Here is a 20,430-nt window from a genome sequence, read left to right as displayed (position 1 = left end):
GATTTCCTCCTCCACAGTCCATCGCGCGTTCAGCGCGGCGTAGTCAGATTCCATAATTGACTGTCGCTGGTGGACACCGCCACCGCGCCGTGCGTCTGCGCCTGGCGCACATCGTGCTCATTGCAGATGAAGCCCGACGCGACGATCGGCGGCAGCGCCGCACGGTCTTGCTCACGTAGGTGCGGCAGCATCGGTGCCGGCATCAGCTGCACCAGATTGGGATCGCTTTGCTCGATCGCTTTGACGCTGCGCGGCCACGTCGAGCGATCCGTCACGAAGACCTTCTGCATTGTCATCAGGCCGGCGCGGTTGGCGCGCTGCACCGTCGCCACGCGCGTGGACACCAGGCTGGTGACGCCAATATCAACGAGATAGTCGACGCCGCCCTTATCCTGCGACAGCCCATCGCAGCTGTCGATATTGACGATCACGCACTTGCCGGCGCGCGTCAGCGCGGCCACGACCGCCTGCAGTTTGCGCAACTCGACGTTAGCCACGATGCCGACCTCGGCCGCGCTGCTGATGAAGCTGTCGAGCTGCTCGGCGCCGTACAGTGTCGCGATGACAGGATGTCGGGCGAGACGCGCTCCGAGGGATTTGTCCATATCGAAATATCAGCTTGCCGGCGAGACGATGTCGTCATCCAGGCCGAGCTTACCAGGATTGAGGATGTTCTTCGGATCCAGCGTACCCTTGAGTGCTTGCAGCACGGAGAACGCGCTGCCCAGTGAGTCGTGCATGTAGGGCGCGCGCAGTAGACCCACGCCATGGTGGTGGCTTAGCGTCGCATTGTATTGGAGCAGCACGGCATTGGCCGCGTCCCACGCACGGCGATACCACGCGGCGCGCTGCTCGATGGCGACTTCGCCACGCAATGAGAAGTACAGGCACGCACCGTCCACATAGGCATGCGACTGGTGCGCGGAGCCCGCCAACGTACCCGGGACCGATTGCAGCGCATCGACCACGTCGCGATAAATCGCGGCTAGATCGCGCCAGCGCCCCGCCATCTCCAGCGTGTCGGCGACGAACCCCGGGCTGCGTTTGAAGCCCTCCGCGCTCTTGCCGGTCAAGTACCGCGTGTTGAGCCACTTCTCGAAGATCGCGTCCCCGTCCAGCTGCTGCCCTTGCGGCTCGCACACCTGCTCGCAGACTCTCATCCCCGCATCCACGAGTTCGCGCGTGCCCTCGTCGGCGATCAGCAGCACATTCGTGTCTGGCAGGCCGAATTGCACGCCGCTTTCGAGCGCATCGTACAGACGCAACGCCGCCGGATGGGCGCCGCGCTGCATGATCTCGCGGCACGCGTGCAGGCCGGCGGCGAACGAGTCGAAGCCATAGGCGATCGCCCGACCGTAGTCCGGCAGACGGTGCAGCTTCAATCGTGCCCGCACGATGATGCCCAGCGTGCCTTCGCTGCCGATAAACAGCTGCTGCAGGTCCGGCCCGACCGCCGCGCGCGGATAGCCGCCGACGCTGATTAGCGAGCCGTCGGCCAGCACGACGTCCATGCCGTACACCATGTCCTCGATCTTGCCGTAGCGCGTGGACAGCTGCCCGGCGCCTCGGCAGGCGATCCACCCCCCTATGGTGCTGATGCCAAACGACGACGGCCAGTGTCCCATCGTCAACTTGTGCTCGCGCTGCAGCGACGCCTCGAACACGTCGCCGAACATACCCGCCTCTACTTCGACGAGTTGGCTTTCATGGTCCACGCCGAGCAGCCGGTTCAGGCCGCACAAGTCCAGCACGATGCCGCCACGCACCGGCAGTGCCGCGCCGGTGACGTTACTGCGCCCGGCCGACGCCGTCACCGGAATTGACGCCGCATGCGCAATGCGCATCACCGCCTGGATCTGCGCGACGCTGGACACGCGCACGACGACGGCGTGCGGCGTGGCCGGCTGGCCGGCGGTTTCCGTGACCATCGAGGCGGCCCACCAGTCACGGGTCCACGCGACCACTTGCGCCGGCTGCGTAATCACCTCGTCGGCGATTTCCCGCAGCGCGTCGCATTGCTGCTCCGAGACCTGCACCGGTGCGCGCTGCATGCCGCCGGCCGGCGCGTTGTCCGGCACACTGGACAGGTTCAGCGAGTACGGTGGCGGCGTGTGAGCGCCGACGACATAATTGCCACGGTTGTAGCCGCGCTGAATGGCTTCCTTGCTGATCATCCGTTATCTCCGATGAGGACCGATTTCTCGTATTGGACGGCCGCGACGTAGTCGCGCACCTGGCTGGCGACGAGCGCGTCGGACAAGCCGAGCTCCGCCTTTAAAATCTGGCCCACGCGCGGTGCGGCGCGAGCTGACGCATCGCGCGCCATCAATCGCGCGCGGGTGCGCCGCGACAGCACGTCGTCTACGCTGCGCGCCAACTCATGGCGCGCAGCGTAGACCACTTCCGCTTCGCTGTACGGCAAGCCTTCGACGATCGGGGCGAGTAGCGACGGGTGCGCATCGATCAGGTCGCTGACGAAACGCGCTTCGGTGCCGTAGCGCTCGCCCAGATGCGCGGCCAGTCCGCCCGAGGCGACGATCGCCTGCGGGTCGTAGCCGGCCGCGCCCAGCAGGTAGGCCGATTTCGTGCGGCATGGCGCGCGTTTGCCAATGACTTTCTGCGCCGCGTCGATGGTTTGCTCCGCCATGTGCCGGGAGGTCGTCAGCTTGCCGCCGACAATCGTCACCAGGCCGTCGGGCGCGACGCGGATTTCGTGGTTGCGGCGCATCTCGATTGTCTTGCCGCCAGGGGGGCCGACCAACGGTCGGCAGCCGGCGATGCTGCCCACCACGTCGTGCGGCTGCAGGTCTGTCTTCAAAGCCGAGCGGGCGCCTTCCAGCAGGAAATCGAGTTCTTGGCGCGTGCAGTACACGTTATCCAGGTCGCCGTCGTAGTCTTCGTCGGTAGTGCCTAGATACGAGACGTTGCCCCAGCGGGTGATCGTCGCACGCCGATTGCGGCCCGGCACCGGGATCGTAACGGTGCAGTCGTTGCGGATCTTTAACCACGGAATCGCCACGTGTACGCCCTTGGCTGGTCGTACCTGGAGCGCTGGTGTATCCCCTTTGCGGCGCCCGTCCCAGTCGCGCAGCCAGACGCCGGTTGCCATGATCACCACGCCGGCGCGCACGCGGATCTCGCAGCCGTCGGCATGCACGATGGCACCGTCGACGTGTCCTTGCTCGTTACGGGTGACCTCGGCCACGTGCGCATGATTGACCACCGCCGCGCCGTGAAACGCCGCGGTGCGTGCCAGCGTCAGCGTCAGCCGCGCATCGTCCACGCGCGCATCGAAATACAGGAAGCCGCCGCTCAGGTACGCTTCGTTGAACGTTGGACAGTGCGACAGCACTTCGGCCTTGGTCAGTTTCTGGTGCAGGATGCCTTCGCGCCAGCCGCCAGCGAGGTCATACGTCCACAACAGACCCTCGAAGGCCTTCGCCAGGCGCTGGTCGAACACGCCGTCGCGCTCCATCACCGGGAACAGGAACGGCAGCCGTTGCACCAGGTGACGCGCATTGCGGCGCAGGCGCTGCCGTTCCAGCAGCGAGTGGCGCACCAGGCTGAGATTGCCTTGCTCGATGTAGCGCAGGCCGCCATGAACCATCTTCGAGGATTTGGACGACGTCCCGGACGCAAAGTCGCTCTTCTCGATTAAAGCGACGCGATAGCCGCGCAGGCTCGCGTCCAGTGCCGCGTAGGCGCCGGTGACGCCGCCCCCGACGATCAACATGTCGAATGTGTCATCGCTCAGGCGCGCGAGCTGTTCCTCGCGTACCACGCGCAGTGGCGACGTGGTCGTCATCGCAGCCCGATCCTGCCTGGGCCGTCTGGATGGCAAGAAAATCATACTGGTGAATCTCCGTACTCAACCGTGATCGAAATCGGCCGCATGAGCAAGTTCAGATTGGATGCGCGCGTGCCATTTCGCGCGCCGCTGTTGCCGCAAGCCGGTGTCGGGCGACGGCTCGAACACCGCGTCGGTGACCAGCGTGGCGCGGGCTGCGTCCAGCGAGTCCCACAACAGGCCCGAGGCGCCGGCCAGAAACGCCGCGCCACGTAGGCTCGCACGGTCGCTTTCGCGGATACGCTGCACCGGCAGGCCGCTCAGATCCGCCTGGATCTGCAGCAGCACGTCGCTGCCCGACAGGCCGCCGCCGACCACCAGCTCATGCACGTCGATACGTGCCACCGCCTGGTTCGCCTCCATGCATGACGCCACCGAATGGCCAATGCCCTCGAGGAGGGCGAACGCGATCTCTTCCCGCGTGGTCGCAATCGATATCCCGGACAGCGATGCGCGGGCGCTGGGCTCCATCTGCGGCACGCGCAACCCGGTCAAGGCGGGGACGAATAACACGCCGTGCGCCGACGACACAGGGCGGGCCAGGGCGCTGATTTGCTCTGGGTGATCGAACCAGCGCAACGTGTCGCAAACCCAATTCAGCGCGGAGCCCGTCGTGGCGACGAAATTTTCGAGCGAATAGTGTGAAACGCCGCCATGGCGGCGCGCTGTCATGGCCAGCGTTGCGTCGTATGATGGCTGTTGCCCATGCCCATCCATGAGCGTGGTGTACGGTAGGGCCGGGCCCGTTAGCAGGTCGACAAAGCTACCCGTACCGTGCACGCACATCGATTGCCCACGATCGAGACACCCGAGTCCGACCGCGCCGGCAAACTGGTCGCCCGCGCAGGCCAGAATCGGCACGTCGAGCCCGAGTAAATCGGACCGGGTGCGGCCAAACGTGTCCGCGTCCTCGCGCAACGCCGGCAACAGCTCGCGCGGAAAGCCCAGCGCATCGACCCAGGCGTCGAAATACCGGTGCTCGCCCAGCAGATAGGCGCTAGCTGAAGTCGCATTGGTCGGCGTGGTCACACATGCGCGCTCGGTGGACAGGTGCCACAGTAGCCAGGTGTCAATCGTGCCAAACGCGAGTCGGCGTGCGTGGAACGCATCGGCGACCGCTGGCACCGTGCGCAGTTGATGGGCGGCCCATAGATACGGCGAGCGCACGCCGGCGGGCCGACCCACGCTCGCCCTTAACCTGCGGTCCCATGTGGCGGCTAGGCGGTCAAGCTCGGCCGCATGACGCGTGTCCTGCCAGACCATCGCGGGGACCAGTGCCCGTCCCGTGTGCGTGTCCCATAGCACGGCCGTTGCCCGTTGGGTGGAGATGGCCGCCGCGACAACACGCACCCCTTGCTGGGCGGCCTGTGCCAGCGTCGCGCGGCAGACTGCGATGGTCTTGTCCAGGATCGCATTCGCATCTTGCTCAACGACCCCTGGTTGCGGGCTGTCCACGCGCAGCGGCAGATATTCGAGGCAGAATACGTGTCCACTGGCATCGACTAGCGCGGCCCGTGTACCAGACGTGCCTTCGTCGATCGCAAGGATGGCGTTTCGATGCGCGGTCATAGCGGGGTCTTCTCGATGACGGGGTTCGTGAGCGCCGGCTTGGACGGCGGGATGTCCTTGAAATGAGGTGCGTCCGGCTCGTTATCTGGGGTGATCACCGTGCGCGTGGGATCCCAGCGAATCGCAAAGCAGATCGCACTGGCGGTAAGCGGCACGACGGCCAGGATCAGAAAGGTCTGCTCCAAGCCGTAGCGTTCTAGGAACAGCGGGAAGACGAGCAGTCCCAGCGCCGCACCGATCGAGCCGAGCGCGCCGACAATGCCGTTGGCGCTGGCACGCAGTTCGCCGCGGAACGACAGCGATGACAGAGTCTTGCCATTCGCCCCCGGCCCGCCGGAATGAAACAGAATGAACAACGATGGAATGACCACGCACGCCCACAGCGGCATCCGGGCATGGAACAGGCCCAGTATCAGCAACATCGCGAAGACCGCTGCAAATCCGATGGCCGACGCGTGCCGCAAGCCCAGCCGGCGTGCGATTAGCGGCGAGGCGAAGCCGCCCGCGATACCGAATACGTTGAATACCAGTGCGCCGAGCGTCGCGTACACAAAATCCTTGCCGAACAGCGCCGCGCTGATCAGCGGCAAATACCAGCCGATGGCGAAGTACTCGATCGATTGGCCGATCTGCACGGTGGCCGCCAGAATCGTGCGCGGCAGGTACACGCCGCGAAAGATCAACAGCACGTTGGCCAGCCCGCGCGTTGCCGGGTTGATCAGTGGCACGCGCTCATGCAGCGGCGCAGCGACGAATGGACGACCATAGATTTGCGTCATCGCACGGACCGCGTCATCCAGCCTGTTCCTGCGGGCGAGCCAAATCGGGCTTTCAACCAGGAATGCGAACTGCATGAGCACAATGGCGACACCGAATACGACAGTGGCCGCCACCGAGTAGCGCCAGATCGCATCCCCGACGTTCCATGAGTGGAACAGCAACGCCAGCAACAAGTTCGTGCATACCGCCACGTACCACATGCCTTGCCACGCGTTTAGGCGGCTTTTCAAGCGTGCTGGCGTGAACTCGGCCAGCATCGCCATGGCGATCGCGAAATCGATACCGTACGCCATGCCGACGAAGAAGCGTCCCAGCAGGATCACTTCGAAGTTCGGTGCGAGCACCACCAGCACCGCGCCGAGCACCGACAGTAGTTTTGCGATGATGAGGGGGCGAATCCGGCCCCAGCGGTCCGCCATCCAACCGCCGATTGGATTGAACGCAATCGCCACCCATGAGGCGAACGACGTTAACAGTGCCACCTGCGCCGCCGTCAAATGGAGGTCGCGCGTCATCGGCCCGAGGCCCGCGCTCAGCGCTGAATTGGTGAATGCGTCGAGAAACAACCCACCGAGCGACAGCCACCAAATGAGGCCGGCTCTGCCCGCGATGCCGGGCCGCGAGTCGAGAAACGATATGATGTCTTCAATGCCACGAATCTTGATCGCGATGGCTTGCACTGCCGGCCTCCATTCTCATGATTCTGTAAGAGGCCTGAACAGACAACGCGATCGATGCGCGCAAGAGACCATCTTACAGATAGTCTCTTATCTAGATCTGCGCGCCCACTTTACGGCGAGTGTGGGCGGCGTGTCAAGCGCGGCGAACTAGCCGGGTCCCGCGCCCATGGATTGGCGATAGTGCCGCAAGACGTCGATGTCGTGGCCCGTCAACGCGCGTGGCTCGTCCTGGATGGCCTGGCAGTAGGCCATCACTTGCGCATCGTGTCGCATCCCCTCCAGCAGCAGTGTGGCCGCCGGTTCGTCATCTTCGCCCAGCGGCTGATATCGATTGCTGCGCATCGCGCGCAAAATGGCCCAGAGCACGGCCAGATGGCCGGTCAACAACGCCGCGGCGATTTTCCAATGGCCGCCGCGGCCCGCGTCGATATCCTGTAGCGCGCGGTAGATAATCATCATGCACAGCAGTACGGTGACCGCCGCCGCGCCGATCTGTAACCATTTGGTCACCTCGAACGCGACGGCACGGCGGTTCAGCTCTTCACGCGTCAACGGCCGTTCCAAGGCGGCGCTCGCTCGTGTACCGGATTCGAAGCTCATGCCGCCACCCCCGATGCCGCTGTGTCCCGTCTTCGGCATCCATGGCACCCGACCCGCAAAGACGGGACCGGTCCATTCGTGTCTCGCTGTACTGTCGCCTGCTGTCCAGGCCTGCCTGCACTACGCTCGTTCATTGTCAGCGTTGTTGCCTCCACGTTAAGAGAAATGGCCACGTGGCTTTTGCTTTCACATTGGCCAGCATGATCAAACCGTGCGGATAGGGTTGCGTTCCATTAGGAGCGGTTCGATGTTGTAGACGCGCCTCGTGGTTTGAATGAACCCGACGGCGCAATGCGGCGATGATTGCTATGCAACAAATTGCATGGCCTTTTGCGTGATCAATTGTTTGACTGCATGGGCTTTCGTCAATTGAGGGCAACCGGCTGCGCAATCCATTTAGGCGTGCGTCTTACCGTTGCACTATCGGCTTATCGAATCCGCGGCGAACCACGCTGAATTGATGCCGGCACGGGCCACTCAATCCATCGCGTTCGACTGACCCCATGCCGCCATATCGGATTGATTGCATTCATGACGAGTACCGTGTGCATCCAGCAATAACAAACCCAATCTTTGTACGAGGTGCAAGTATTAGCGGCTAAACATCGTGTGTCAAGCAATATATTAGTGAATTTCTTAAAATAATGTTGCATGCGATGCAACTTTTCTCCTAAAGTTGGGGCGAAGCAGACGACCCGGACATTACATGTTTTCAAGCGAAGACAAGGTTTCAGAAGAGTCGCTGGCGATTGCCATGCGAATTCATGATTTGCTGAACCGGCATGGTGTTGGCAAACGTCAGCATGCGGCGGAGATTCAGCGCATTCTCGGGCTGAGCTATTCGCAGGCGCACCGGAAAATGAAGGGGGCCAATCCGTGGACCATTGCGCAGGTCAAGGCGGTGGCGCAAGCGTATGGCGAGTCTGCGGCGATGCTGCTCGATGGCCTCGACTCAAGCGAGCCGGTTAGCGCAATAGCCGCGAAGATGCAAGAAGCGGTGTTTTATATTGGCGATGCTACCTATCGTTGCCTAGCCGATATTGGAGAGCGGGCGCATGACGTGTCGGGGTTGGAGTTTGTTGCGCTCAAGGACGGCAATCGATGGAAGGTGTTTCCGGTTGAGGCGGCGCCGGGGGGCGACTATTTCGTGGTCGAGCAGATTCTGATACGCGCTCGAAGCGCGCCTGAGGTGAGCCCGGTCATAGCGATACTCGATGACGATCCGCTCTTGACTGCCGAGATGTGCTCGTATTTTCATTCCCATGGCTATGTTGCCCAGCCGTACAACACGGAGGCGACGTTTCGCGCGGCGCTTCGCGAGAACGTGTTCGACGGATTCATTGTTGACTGGCTACTGGAGAGCGGCACGGCTGAACAGACCATCCAGTCGATCCGGCAGTCGCGCTACGGCGACGCGCCCATTTTGCTGCTGACCGGCAAGCTCGTGACGGGCGAGGCGAACGAGGATGACGTGGCGCGGGTGATCCAGCAATACGATGTGAAGCCCTTTGAGAAGCCCGCGCGGCTGAACTGGGTGGCGGTGGAGCTGGCGCGGCGGCTCAAGGCGGGCGCGCCTGGCTAGGACCGCGGTGCGTGATGCGTTAGGACCGCGGTGCGCGATGCAGATAGATGACGTCTTGCTGCACGGGTATCAGGTTCTGGCCGCTATCGACGACGAAATCGGTGCCGTTGTAGGCCGGGGAAGCCAATAGCAGGACCGCCGCTGCGACATCAGCCGGGCCGGCCACCCTGCCCAGCAAGTTGGACTGGTGGGCCGCGTACTTGAAGTCCGCATCGGTCTGGCTGTCGCTGGGCAGCATCAGCCCGGGAAAGACCGCGTTAATGCGTAAGACCGGCGCGGCCGAGATCGCAAGCATTTGCGTCAGGTTGCCGAGCGCGGTCTTTCCGACCGTATAAGTGAAGTGGTCGCGGTGGAAGTTGCCTTTCACCTTTTGGTCCACGACATTGACCACTGCACCGATTGCACCCGCGGCCTTCGCGCAGTCGTGGAAGGCCCGCGTCAGCAGGATTGGCGCCCTGCAGTTCACCGCCCATGCCTGATCCAGCGCTTGCACGGAAAAGTCGACGAAATCGTCTTGCCAAAAAACCGCTGCGTTGTTGACCAGCAGGTCCAGCCGGCCGAAGTGCGCGAAGACATCTTGGATGAGTTGGTCGATCTGGGCGGCGTCCTGTAGGTCGCCGTTAAAGGCAAGCGCGTCATATCCGGCATGCTGCAGCGCCAATGCGGCCGTTTCTGCCTCGTCGCGCGCTGTGTGCGCGTGCACTGCCACGCGATACCCGTTTTTTGCGAGATGCTCCAGAATTTCCCTGCCGGCCCGTTTGGCCGAACCGGTCACCAGTGCTACCTTACCGACGCTCATGAAGACTCTCCATCCAGCAGGTTTCCGAATGCGGTGCGCAGCGCGTCAATCCGAATCGGTTTCATCAAAAGATCGTCGAACATGGCCAATTGCGTTTCACTAAGCAGCTCCGGCGCCGATGCGCTCATGCCAATCAGCTTTGAATGAGGCGCGCCGGTTTTGCGGATCCATCGCGCCAACGAAGCGCCGCCTTCCCCCGGCATCTGCAGGTCAATGAGCGCGACATCCACTTCCCGCTGGCTGAGCATGACTCGAGCTTCCCACGCTGAGTCCACAGCGGTAACGGCCAAACCCAAGCTGCGCATGAGCGCGACCAGCGCGTCGCGCATCTGAGGCTGATCATCCACCACCAGCGCCTGCTTGCCGCTCAGTGGCGTGTTTGGCAGCGCGCTTTGCCTGTCGTCGCTCGGCTGCCCGCGACGTATCAACGAGTCGGTCGGTTCGCGAAACGTGACTTCGAACGTCGATCCAACGCCGAGCGTCGACGTAACGGTAATATGGCCGCCGAGCAGTCGCACCAGCCCATCGACAATGGCCAGACCCATGCCGATGCCCGTGTGGCTTCGCGTGTTGCCGTCGTCAAGCTGCACGAACGGCTCGAACAACTTTTCCTTGGCCTGCTCCGGGATACCAATGCCGTGGTCGGTCACCGCGATCCGCGTGACGCACTCCGATGCAGCAATGTGCTGCGTCGCACGGATCAGCACGTCGCCTTGAGTCGAATACTTGATTGCGTTGTCGACTAGGTTAAGCAGGATCTGCCGTATCCGTTGCTGATCGGAGTGAATCAACCAGACGATGCCGCTCGTGTCGGTTCGTACAGACAGCCGCTTGAGCGCAGCCATCGGTCGCATCTGTGTGGCGACCTGCTGCACGATATCGATCAAATCCACTGGCGCAATGCGCAGCTTGAGCTTGCCCGCGTCAAGCCTTGCATAATCGGCCAGGTCTCGCAGTTGCGCGTCGATCTGTTCGGCCGCCTGCTCCATTCGCAATACGGCGCGCATACTCCTCGTCGACAGCTCGGCGTCTGCGAGACTCGACAGACCGGCCGATATGGTTTGTAGCGGCGTGCGGATCTCGTGCCCGATCGCTCCTAGAAACGCACTCTTGGCTTTTAATGACGCATTGGCTGCTGCCGTCGCGCTTTGCTCGGCGATTCTCCAGGTTCGCTCCCGCCAGGCGGCGCGCATGCCACGATATGTGGCGATGGTCAACGTGATCAATAGCGTGCTCGTCAACGAAGCTGCAATGATACAGCTCCCCCACAGCACTCGCCGTTTGTGTCGGAAGTCCTCCAGCGCAATGTCGCGACGTTTGTTTTCCGCTTCGCCGATGCCTTGCGCCAATCGAAGTGTTGACTCATCCAGCGCGTGCAGATGGCCGGCGATGACGCGCGCCGTCGACCTGTCGCCTGGCTGCAGATCGACGATGAGCGGATCGATCGTTTGCAGGCAATGTCGGATTGCCGCGATGGCCTGCACGTAGTCCGGCACGCTTAGCTGTACTTGGGTGGTATCCGACGGCTTCGAAATAAGCGAGAACTTTGACACCAGGATCTCATAGGAACGCTGGATCTCATCCAGGTCCTGGCTGTCGCCGCTTGCATACCGTAAAAGCAGGTTTTCCAGGCGATCTGCATTGAACTTGAACTGAGCGGGTGCCCAGTAGTAGTTTTCCTGCGGACCGGCCAGCTTGTACACGGACATGGGTTCCGTGCTGGTCCATTGAAGTGCCGTATAGCCCCATGCTGCTATCACCAGCGCGAGCGCCGCTCCCAACAAGGTGCCTGCCCGTGACCAACGAGGCCATTGACACGTATCATCTGACCTCAATCGACTTCACCTGCCACACAAACCGCCCGGCGACCTCTGAGCGATTCAATTCCTTTGGGAACTGGTCGCGGGGGTAGACAAGAAACAGCGGGCCAAAGTCCCTGAGCGTCAGCTGTTTGCCGTTGATCTGGTCGGCTAGAATCACGCCGTACCGGTGTGCGTCGCTGATCGGGACCGCATACGATACATAGCCATCGTGTGCTGTCACCCGGAGCGTCGTTCCCTTTGCGCCCACCTTCGATAGCACGTCGCTCAAAAGCACGCCGGAAAACTGCGACGAGGGCGTCCAGTTCGTGGCCGTGGTGAACTGGGCACGCGGCATTGACCGCCATTCCTGTTCCGTGAAACGGTACATGTGAGTACCTGGCACATTCGTGCGTTGGATATTTCCGGTGACGTCCAGTTGCATCGGCGTGGCCTGTGCGAGGCCGCCGAAGACGAATAGGACGAGCGCGAGGCCTCTCGCGAGCGTTGCAAACTTGTTCATGCAGGTTCTCCTGACGAGCCCATTGGCTCAAGCAGTATCTCGGGATTCACATGCTAGACAAGCGGTTCAACTGATCGCCACGGCGGCTGACTGTGGAATGCGACATGCAAGCCGTCGCTCAAATGATTAAACGTACTCGTGGACAGCCGACCGCGTTGACTGCAGTGCATATAGGGTATCGGCAGTGGGTTTGCTTGCTCGTCGTTGCGGGATCGACACAGCTTTTCGAAAAATCAGCGTACCCGTCCAAACCAGCCGGTGCGCCGCACACCTTGCAGTTACAAACGGCCACATCGCTATCGCTATCAGATAAGCGGATCCTCGATGCAGCCATTCATAAATAGACAGATTTGTCTGGACGAGGTTGGAAACTAAGCCAGCATATCGTCGGTGCCCGTGTGTCGCAATGCTTGCGTCTGACCTTTTTACAAAAAGACGGAATGCTTGCTTTTTATGACGAGGTGGTGGGTTCAGTGGGCCGCTGGTGTCGACCGTATCGACGGCGTTGTCGTGGACGACGAAGCCATCGAACGCCACCTGCTCGAAGTTGTGACTTCGGACCGCTTCGCCGGTGCGAGGGACCCTGACGACGACTTCCGGATCTCGCTAGCCGGCGCTCAAGAGAAGGATGCCCACCACGCACATCTTCAAGCTGCCCCTTGGCCTGGCCGGTGGTCGGCAGGCCGACTTCAGCACCTCCGTGGACAACGGGTGGCTGTGCCTTCGCTGGTTCAAGGCGTATGGCTTATCCACGGCAAAAGCTCACATCTGAGCAGATTACGGAATTGGCGCATGGGTGGAAGGCGGCACGCGGATCGCAAAACCAGGCAGCGCCGGCACGCTGGCCTCAGGGGGAGCACTTGCAAGCCCGCCGGAACAATGATGCGAAACTGACTATGATCGCCATGTTCATCCGTACGGTGACGCATGTCGCTTCCAGGTTGCCGTTCTTGATCAAGGGGGCAAATTTCCGCGCACCCGGCATCGGCGAGGAGAGAATAAAATCTTTGCGAAAGACTCGCAGGTAATTGCGCAATCAAGATTCAATCTAGCGCCCGCAATAATGAGAGAACTCGGTTGAACACAGTATGGGGAACGGAGTGATGACGCAGGAACAGGCAGACAATGCTAAGGATCTGACGACCGACACCGACGTGAAGCTACCTGATGTTCAAGTTATTGCCGACCTGACGATAGGGTATGCGGCGATTCAGAATCATGTTCCGGTCATCCGTGAAATTCGGGTCACAAATGAGGGTGAAACAACGCTCTCTGACGTTGAACTAATGGTCAAATGTGTACCGGCTTTTGCTGAAAGTGCCCGTTTCCGCTTCGAGGCATTGATGCCTGGAGAGAGCCGTCGCCTTGCACCGGTCGACCTACGCCCTGATCATCAGTATTTCAGCCAGCTCGACGAATCTGAGCGAGCGGTCATCACAGCAACGCTGCATGCTCGGGAAACGGCACTCGTAACGGCAACGCACAACATAGATGTGCTCGCCTACGACCAGTGGGCCGGCACACGGTCGCTCCCCGAACTGCTTGCCGCGTTTTGCATGCCAAACTCGCGGGTCGTAGACAAGCTTCTCGCACGAGCATCCGGGTTGTTGCGCCAGACGTCGGCCGACCTGACCATGGACGGATACCAGTCCAAGAATCGTGAGAAGGTCTGGAAACAGGTGTCGGCTATCTACAGCACGATAGTTGCTGAGGACATCCAATATTCCAACCCGCCGGCGTCGTTCGGCAATGACGGTCAGAAAATTCGGACGCCGGAACGCATTCTGGATGGCAAGCTCGCGACGTGCCTAGACCTCGCCATGCTGTTTGCGTCTTGCTTGGAGCAGGCGGGCCTGCATCCCGTTGTGCTGTTCAAGGAAGGTCACGCCTGGGTCGGTGTCTGGCTGATAGAGATCAGTTTCCCGACCGCATTGGTAGACGACGTTCAGACTGTTCGCAAGCGGGTGAAATCCGGCGAGTTCATGGTTTTTGAGACCACCAGCGTAGCGGGCGGACATAAACCGTCCCTTCGCTGGGCCTGCGCTCGTGGTCAGGAACACCTGAATGACGAGGACGAGTTCGCGTATGCAGTAGATATCCGGCGCGCACGCGAAGTCCAGCTTCGTCCCCTGCCATCGCGCTCGTCGCAGGTCGATGCGTCTGCTGTCCCGATTGCCAAGGCCGAAACGCCCATCATTGAGGACATGCCGCAATTGCCGCCGCTGGACCCGGTCGTCGTTTCACTGCGCGATAATGTTACATTCGACACACCTGAAGGCCGACTGGCGAAATGGAAGAGCAAGCTGCTCGACCTGACGCTTCGAAACAAGCTTCTGAATTTCAAGCCGACCAAGTCGACGCTGCGCGTCATCTGCCCTAACCCGGGTGCGCTAGAAGATCGGCTGGCAGACGGAAACGAATTCCGCGTTCGTGCGAAACCGAAGATGATGTCCGGTTCGGATGGTCGCGATGCCGATGTGTACACCGGACGGAACGGTACGGCGGCAATGGATGACCTCGCGACCGACGCGCTTGATCGAAACGAAATCATCACAGACATCGACGAGGAAGCGCTGGAAAGCAGGCTTCTCGAGATATTTCGAACGGCCAGCACGAGCATGGAAGAAGGCGGGGCCAATACGCTGTTTCTGGCTTTTGGAATGTTGGAGTGGCAAGAGAGCCAGGATGCCGAATCCAGCCACTTAGCGCCTATTGTGCTCATCCCAGTCACGTTGTTCCGCCAATCCGTCCGGAGTGGTTTCCGCCTGGCCCGTCACGACGACGACGCGCTCGTGAATCCGACGCTGCTACAAAAGTTGCAGCAAGATTTCAGCCTGAGGCTGCCGTCGTTCGACGTTTTACTGACGGATGATCGTGGTATCGACGTCAACCGGATTCTGCAGATCTTCCGGCTGCATGTGGGCGAAATGAAGGGATGGGAAGTCAAGGAGCAGGTGCATCTAGGTATCTTTTCGTTCACGAAGTATCTGATGTGGAAGGACCTCCAGGACCGCCAGAAGCAGCTTCAGGAAAACAGCGTTGTCGCTCATTTAATTAACAATCCCGGCAAGGCATTTGCTGACAGCGCGACTGGATTCGAGCCCAGTACCCTGGATGAGAAGTTCCGACCTCAAGACCTATTTACGCCGTTGCTAGCGGATTCGTCGCAGTTGCGTGCCGTTTGCGTCGCTGCCGAAAGCAAGAATCTTGTCATCGAGGGTCCGCCAGGTACGGGTAAGAGCCAGACCATCTCGAACCTGATTGCGCACTTGTTGGCGACTGGGAAGACCGTGCTGTTTGTCTCGGAGAAGATGGCCGCGCTGGAGGTAGTACATCGTCGGCTCAGCAGCCTCGGTTTGGGGCCATTTTGTCTTGAGCTGCATTCGTCCAAGGCTAAAAAAAGGGATGTTCTGAAGCAGCTTGGCGTCGCGCTTGATGCTGCCAGCACACGTACGGTGAAGGATTGGGAACGGGAGTCAGAACGGCTTCTAACGCTTCGTGCAGACCTCAATGGCGTCGCGCGTGCGCTACATCACATCCATCCGAACGACCTGACCATTTACGAGGCCATCGGAACCAGCCTGCAGTATGCGCAGTGGCGGCCTGGCGCGATGCCGTGGGCGGATGCAGATGTACATGATCGTGCCCGGCTCGAGGCACTGCGTGAGAGCTGTCGCCAGATGGGCGCTCTGGCTGGCCAGTTGACCGGTTTGCAGAACCATCCTCTGGCAGCCGTCCACAAAACCGAATGGATGGCGTCCTGGCAGCAAGAGTTTCTCGACGCGGTTTCGGCGTTTGAAGCCCAAATCAAGAAGCTGGATGAGACTGCATCGAACCTGCTGGATCAATTGGGTCTTCCTAAAATTGCTTTTTCCCTGAATGGGCTGGGCCAATTGGATGTACTGGCCGACGTGCTCTTTGCCGCGCCCACCGTTCCTATCGAGGTCGCCCGGTCGGCGCATGACGAATCCACGCGCAACCGACTTGCCAACCTGCGGCGCCATGGCCTCGCGCGCAATCAGGCATGGGAGCCGCTGAGCAAACACTACGTGGAAGACGTTGCCACCCTAAATGCGTCGGAGCTGAAACTGCAGTGGGCGGCGGCGACCCATACCTGGTGGCCGAAGCGCCTATTTGCCCAGCGTGCGGTTACCGGACGATTGCGACTGTATCGACAGGACCAGCGTCGCCCACCAGGTGGCGATGTTCCGTCCATCATTACGGCATTGACCGCCGTCAATGCCGAGGACAAGATCATCGAGTCTATGTCTCATGACGCGTCGCAATTGCTGCATGAAGCGTTCGCTGCGTCGAAGACGGACTGGAACGCCATAGAGTCGGCCGAGCGGTGGGCGACGTCATTTGCGGACGCGGTAGCGGCAATCGCGGACAACGACATCGAGTTGGCCCAGACGCTCCGCGCAAAGCTGCAGCCGTTTGTTTCCGACAACCGGGGCATGCTGAAAGCAGGCATGCCTCTCGGCTCCAGTTTGTTGGCGTACCGCGATTGCTATCGGGACGTCATGACTAAACTCCGCCAGGTCATTGAGCTTGGACACTGTCAGGCTAACTTCGGACTCGATCCAGCTGCCGCCAGCGTGACTCCTCGGCTGTTGAACTTGCTTCAAAGATGGCAATCTGCTTCGCGGCAACTGCAGCCGTGGTGCCTGTGGCGGAAATCCCGCACCAATGCAATCAACAGCGGGTTGCAGGGTATTGTGGATGCACTGGAGGCTGGCGAGGTGCCATTGTCCGCTGTGGCAACGTTCTTCGAATACAGCTACCAGAGCTGGTGGCTGCGCAAAGCGATTGACCGCGAGCCGGTGCTCTGCAACTTCTCGAGTGCTGAGCATAATCGCAAGATTGCTGAGTTCAACGAGGCCGACGAGCGGTTTCAGAAGCTGACCCAGCAATATATTGTGGCCAAACTTGCGGGTCAGATTCCGGCGAGCCTCGAAGTTGTGCCCGGTGCTGATGCTGAACTGGGGAAGCTACGGCGCGAATTGCAGAAGCAGCGCAAGCACATGCCGATTCGGCAGCTGATGCAAAACCTGCCGAGTCTGATGACCCGGCTGAAGCCATGCCTGCTGATGTCACCCTTATCAGTCGCCCAGTATCTGGACGCGTCGCACGCTCAGTTTGATGTGGTCATCTTCGACGAAGCATCTCAGATTCCGGTGTGGGACGCCGTCGGTGCAATTGCGCGCGGCAAGCAGCTTGTCTGCGTCGGCGACCCGAAGCAACTGCCGCCGACCAACTTCTTCTGCCGGTCAGACGACTCGGAAGTCGGGGCGGATAGCGACGATGTTCAGGACCTTGAGAGCATCTTGGACGAGTGTCTCAGTATCGGCCTGCCTGAGCTGCGGTTGAAATGGCACTACCGAAGCAAGCATGAAGGGCTGATTACCTTCAGCAATGTCACGTACTACAATAACGAATTGATCACGTTCCCGTCGCCGATGACAAATGACCAGAGCGTGCGTTTTGAACGCGTACTGGGTGTCTACGACCGCGGTGGTTCGCGAACTAATCGGGCGGAAGCCGATGCCATCGTCAAGGCAATTGAGCGGCACTATCTGGACTCGGCGAAGCGGCATCTGACGCTCGGCGTAGTGACCTTCAATCAGGCACAGCAAAGCCTGATTGAGCGGATGCTGGATGAGCGCCGTCGAGCGTCTCAGCAACTAGACCAGGCTATTGCACAGGCGGTGCAGGAGCCGCTGTTCATCAAGAACCTGGAAAACGTCCAAGGTGATGAGCGGGACATCATCTTCTTCTCCATTACCTACGGCCCCAATGCATCGGGCAAGATCAGCCTCAACTTTGGGCCGTTGAACCTAGAGGGCGGCCATCGGCGTCTCAACGTGGCCGTATCACGTGCTCGTGTCGGCGTCGTGATTTTTAGCACGCTGCTTCCCGAGCAGATTGACCTGTCGCGCGTCCGGGCTGCCGGCGTACGAGATCTGAAGAACTACCTGGAGTTCGCCATTCGAGGCCCACGCGCCCTGGTGGAGCAAAATGTGCCGACTGGACGGGAGCCCGATAGCCCGTTCGAGCAGCAGGGTGATTTCCGCACTTCGTGAGAAAGGTTGGACAGTCCACCCGCAGGTCGGCGTGTCCGGATACCGGGTTGATATTGGCGTGGTCGACCCGCGTGCGCCGGGACGCTATCTGCTGGGCGTCGAATGCGATGGCGCCATGTATCACTCCGGCGCAACTGCGCGCGACCGTGACCGGCTCCGCCAGCATGTCCTTGAAGGGCTGGGTTGGGAACTGTATCGTATATGGTCCACGGACTGGTGGTTGAATCCGCAAGAGCCGATACGAAAGCTTGTGGCCCGACTGGAAGAGTTGGTAGCGACGGTGCCGGCCGAGGACGAACCGCCTGTTGAGCTGCCGGAAGAGGAGAAGTATGAAGAAGCGCCGCATGCTTTGTATGCCCGGGCCGGATCGGTTGTCGAGTCGATTGCGCCTGCTACTCAGTTGCCCGAATACGAACTGACCCGCTTGGATAGAGGCAACCCCCACCTCTTCTACGAGAGCCGCTCGATGCCGACTTTGGCCGGGCAGTTACTCAAGGTAATCGAAACGGAAGGACCGGTATCGCAGGCGATAGTGTTCAAGCGTGTGACGTGGGCTTGGGGATTGTCTAGGGTTGGTAGTCGCATTGAGGCTCATTTGATTGCAGTGATGCCCAAGCAGGTGACCCGTACGACGGACAAGGACATCACTTTTTATTGGCCAGGGCATGCTAACCCAAGCACCTGGGAAGGTATCCGGGTACCAGGAGGTGACCCCGAAACGCGCCGCAGTATCGACGAGATTAGCCTTGAAGAATTGGGTAATGCGGCTATGTATATCTTGATGCAACAAGGTGGTACGTCGCAAGAGGGATTGGTAAAAGCGGTTTGCCGACTACTCGGTGTGGCTAGGGCAACTGCCGAGGCCGGCATACGGATTTCTCGGGCGCTGACCCACGGACGAGTCCAGGCAACAGTGGCTATGGAGGGCGGGTCTATTCGGTTGCGGAACTGAGTTAGCGTAGGTAGGCGTTGTTTCGGGGACGCGTTGATGTTCAGAATTTGGCCCACTCGCCGAATAGGCTGCTGGTTACTGGGTCGAGGAATGGCCGCGCTTACCGACGATGATAAGCGGCGTGTCCAGCGCTTTGTTCAAAACTGCCGAGCGAAATCCGCACATCTCAGTGCTCCAACGATTGTTGCTTGAGTTCGCCGATAGGGTAAAGCATCGTTCACACGCAGCGCTGCTCAAGCTTTCAAAGGACGTCAAAGTTGCCGGATTTGTCGAAACCGTTGAGCTAGGCGCTGGCGTTCTTCGATAAATTTTTCGATTGCTTGCTCAAGCGCATCAGGCTTAAGCGTCTCGACAGGCAAACCGAGATGATAGACGAATGCGTCCATCGGCTCAGAAACTGAAATCACACCGCCACGCGTGCCTACTTCCAAACAATTCAAACGCAACATATCGGCAAGAACTTGCCCATCCTGAGCATCATTCAACGGCGCAAAGGGTGCGTATATATACAGTTTGTTTGATTCAGCATTGAACCTTAGGTACAAACGCTCCCCCCACGCTAGCTCGATCCCTGCCTCGTCATTGGCATCCAGTGTCAAGCCGGCGATGCGGTGACGTTGACCAAGTGCTTCAAGACACCTACGCACGCGTTCTTTAGCTTGAAAGTGCATGACTGCAAAAAAATGATTCATAATATTTTTACTGCCAATAGATGCAATAGCACATGACCGCTCAAAAAGTGAAGCGCTGTTTTGAAAATCTAAAAAAACTTTTTTCTAGGCATTTGGCCATAATTTGCGAAAATTCTATCAAGACAGATGGTTTATGTCGAAAGGCTTGTTTGTATTAAATATTTTTTGAAAAAAATTAATTTCGCGGCATGTGGGCGTTAATTTCATTTCCATGGATTAATCGGTGATCATGTGCATTATTTCTATGCCGCTCAGAATAGCAAAGCGGAAAATGTGTGAATTTTATTGGCATCCGGCTGCGCTGATTAATAGCCGACATTTTTGTAAAAAATATTGCTCAAATATTTTGTTAAAAATAAAAATCCAGATGGTTTACGGCATCAATTTCGATGTGCATTCTCTCGGTTGCCCACTTACACCCGTGCGGCTCCATTTGTTTATGCATTTTATCCTATAATTAATTTCATGTTAAATATGAGTTTTTGTATTTTCCTGTTGCAATCGAAACCTTTTGGCAAGTTTAA

At 59.7% G+C, this 20,430-nt stretch carries 13 protein-coding genes and 1 pseudogene; 4 read left to right on the top strand and 10 right to left on the bottom strand.

Annotation, left to right across the window (positions count from 1 at the left end; genetic code table 11):
- Positions 1-29: 29 nt before the first annotated feature.
- From RBRH_RS00255 to RBRH_RS00230, 6 genes are all read right to left on the bottom strand, one after another.
- Positions 30-605, bottom strand: coding sequence for a glycerol-3-phosphate responsive antiterminator (locus tag RBRH_RS00255; protein ID WP_013433838.1), 576 nt, complete (start codon positions 603-605; stop codon positions 30-32).
- A 9-nt stretch (positions 606-614) separates the two neighbouring features.
- Positions 615-2,174, bottom strand: a complete 1,560-nt coding sequence (locus tag RBRH_RS00250) for an FAD-binding oxidoreductase (protein WP_013433837.1) — start codon at positions 2,172-2,174, stop codon at positions 615-617.
- The gene (locus RBRH_RS00245) at positions 2,171-3,850 is read right to left on the bottom strand and encodes a glycerol-3-phosphate dehydrogenase/oxidase (protein WP_013433836.1); all 1,680 of its coding nucleotides are present in this window, start codon (positions 3,848-3,850) and stop codon (positions 2,171-2,173) included. Before RBRH_RS00245 ends, RBRH_RS00250 begins: the two co-directional genes overlap by 4 nt.
- Positions 3,851-3,868: 18 nt before the next feature.
- Complete coding sequence (locus tag RBRH_RS00240; RefSeq protein WP_013433835.1) at positions 3,869-5,416, bottom strand: FGGY family carbohydrate kinase; 1,548 nt, start codon at positions 5,414-5,416, stop codon at positions 3,869-3,871.
- Positions 5,413-6,876 carry an MFS transporter gene (locus RBRH_RS00235; RefSeq protein ID WP_013433834.1) on the bottom strand — a complete coding sequence of 488 codons (1,464 nt, stop codon included), beginning with the start codon at positions 6,874-6,876 and terminating at the stop codon, positions 5,413-5,415. Before RBRH_RS00235 ends, RBRH_RS00240 begins: the two co-directional genes overlap by 4 nt.
- 147 nt (positions 6,877-7,023) lie before the next feature.
- Positions 7,024-7,476, bottom strand: a complete 453-nt coding sequence (locus RBRH_RS00230; RefSeq protein ID WP_157864298.1) for a hypothetical protein — start codon at positions 7,474-7,476, stop codon at positions 7,024-7,026.
- A 706-nt stretch (positions 7,477-8,182) separates the two neighbouring features.
- Here RBRH_RS00230 and RBRH_RS00225 point away from each other — a divergent pair.
- A complete protein-coding gene (locus RBRH_RS00225) occupies positions 8,183-9,058 on the top strand; it encodes a helix-turn-helix domain-containing protein (protein ID WP_041752918.1) in 876 nt (291 codons plus the stop codon).
- 19 nt (positions 9,059-9,077) lie between these two features.
- Here the strand turns inward: RBRH_RS00225 and RBRH_RS00220 are convergent, their stop codons facing one another.
- The 3 genes from RBRH_RS00220 to RBRH_RS00210 form a co-directional block, all read right to left on the bottom strand.
- Positions 9,078-9,857, bottom strand: a complete 780-nt coding sequence (locus RBRH_RS00220) for an SDR family oxidoreductase (RefSeq protein WP_013433828.1) — start codon at positions 9,855-9,857, stop codon at positions 9,078-9,080.
- Positions 9,854-11,566: an ATP-binding response regulator gene (locus RBRH_RS00215; protein WP_157864297.1), complete on the bottom strand. Its 1,713-nt coding sequence runs from the start codon at positions 11,564-11,566 to the stop codon at positions 9,854-9,856. The genes RBRH_RS00220 and RBRH_RS00215 overlap by 4 nt, the downstream gene beginning before the upstream one ends.
- Positions 11,567-11,678: 112 nt before the next feature.
- Positions 11,679-12,179, bottom strand: a complete 501-nt coding sequence (locus tag RBRH_RS00210; protein ID WP_013433826.1) for a putative pterin-binding protein — start codon at positions 12,177-12,179, stop codon at positions 11,679-11,681.
- 483 nt (positions 12,180-12,662) lie between these two features.
- Here RBRH_RS00210 and RBRH_RS19970 point away from each other — a divergent pair.
- The 3 genes and pseudogenes from RBRH_RS19970 to RBRH_RS19965 form a co-directional block, all read left to right on the top strand.
- A pseudogene (locus tag RBRH_RS19970) lies at positions 12,663-12,948 on the top strand (type II toxin-antitoxin system HipA family toxin); the annotation flags it as partial.
- 334 nt (positions 12,949-13,282) lie between these two features.
- On the top strand, positions 13,283-18,262 hold the full coding sequence (locus RBRH_RS00200) for a DUF4011 domain-containing protein (RefSeq protein ID WP_232509378.1): 4,980 nt from the start codon (positions 13,283-13,285) through the stop codon (positions 18,260-18,262).
- Positions 18,243-19,214 (top strand): DUF3320 domain-containing protein, encoded by a 972-nt coding sequence (locus tag RBRH_RS19965; RefSeq protein ID WP_232509307.1) that lies wholly within the window; start codon positions 18,243-18,245, stop codon positions 19,212-19,214. Before RBRH_RS00200 ends, RBRH_RS19965 begins: the two co-directional genes overlap by 20 nt.
- Before the next feature lie 251 nt (positions 19,215-19,465).
- Here the strand turns inward: RBRH_RS19965 and RBRH_RS00195 are convergent, their stop codons facing one another.
- Positions 19,466-19,906, bottom strand: coding sequence for a CesT family type III secretion system chaperone (locus RBRH_RS00195; protein WP_041752914.1), 441 nt, complete (start codon positions 19,904-19,906; stop codon positions 19,466-19,468).
- Positions 19,907-20,430: the final 524 nt, after the last annotated feature.

Origin of the sequence: Mycetohabitans rhizoxinica HKI 454, assembly GCF_000198775.1 — a bacterium.
GTDB lineage: Bacteria > Pseudomonadota > Gammaproteobacteria > Burkholderiales > Burkholderiaceae > Mycetohabitans > Mycetohabitans rhizoxinica.
Note: the sequence above shows the minus strand (reverse complement) of the source record. Positions and strands in the feature narration are given on the sequence as shown.

Coding starts and splice junctions, on each gene's coding strand:
- RBRH_RS00195 (WP_041752914.1), bottom strand. CDS start 19,906: ATGAATCATTTTTTTGCAGTCATGCACTTTCAAGCTAAAGAACGCGTG.
- RBRH_RS00210 (WP_013433826.1), bottom strand. CDS start 12,179: ATGAACAAGTTTGCAACGCTCGCGAGAGGCCTCGCGCTCGTCCTATTC.
- RBRH_RS00250 (WP_013433837.1), bottom strand. CDS start 2,174: ATGATCAGCAAGGAAGCCATTCAGCGCGGCTACAACCGTGGCAATTAT.
- RBRH_RS00220 (WP_013433828.1), bottom strand. CDS start 9,857: ATGAGCGTCGGTAAGGTAGCACTGGTGACCGGTTCGGCCAAACGGGCC.
- RBRH_RS00230 (WP_157864298.1), bottom strand. CDS start 7,476: ATGAGCTTCGAATCCGGTACACGAGCGAGCGCCGCCTTGGAACGGCCG.
- RBRH_RS00245 (WP_013433836.1), bottom strand. CDS start 3,850: ATGATTTTCTTGCCATCCAGACGGCCCAGGCAGGATCGGGCTGCGATG.
- RBRH_RS00255 (WP_013433838.1), bottom strand. CDS start 605: ATGGACAAATCCCTCGGAGCGCGTCTCGCCCGACATCCTGTCATCGCG.
- RBRH_RS00225 (WP_041752918.1), top strand. CDS start 8,183: ATGTTTTCAAGCGAAGACAAGGTTTCAGAAGAGTCGCTGGCGATTGCC.
- RBRH_RS00200 (WP_232509378.1), top strand. CDS start 13,283: ATGACGCAGGAACAGGCAGACAATGCTAAGGATCTGACGACCGACACC.
- RBRH_RS00215 (WP_157864297.1), bottom strand. CDS start 11,566: ATGTCCGTGTACAAGCTGGCCGGTCCGCAGGAAAACTACTACTGGGCA.
- RBRH_RS00240 (WP_013433835.1), bottom strand. CDS start 5,416: ATGACCGCGCATCGAAACGCCATCCTTGCGATCGACGAAGGCACGTCT.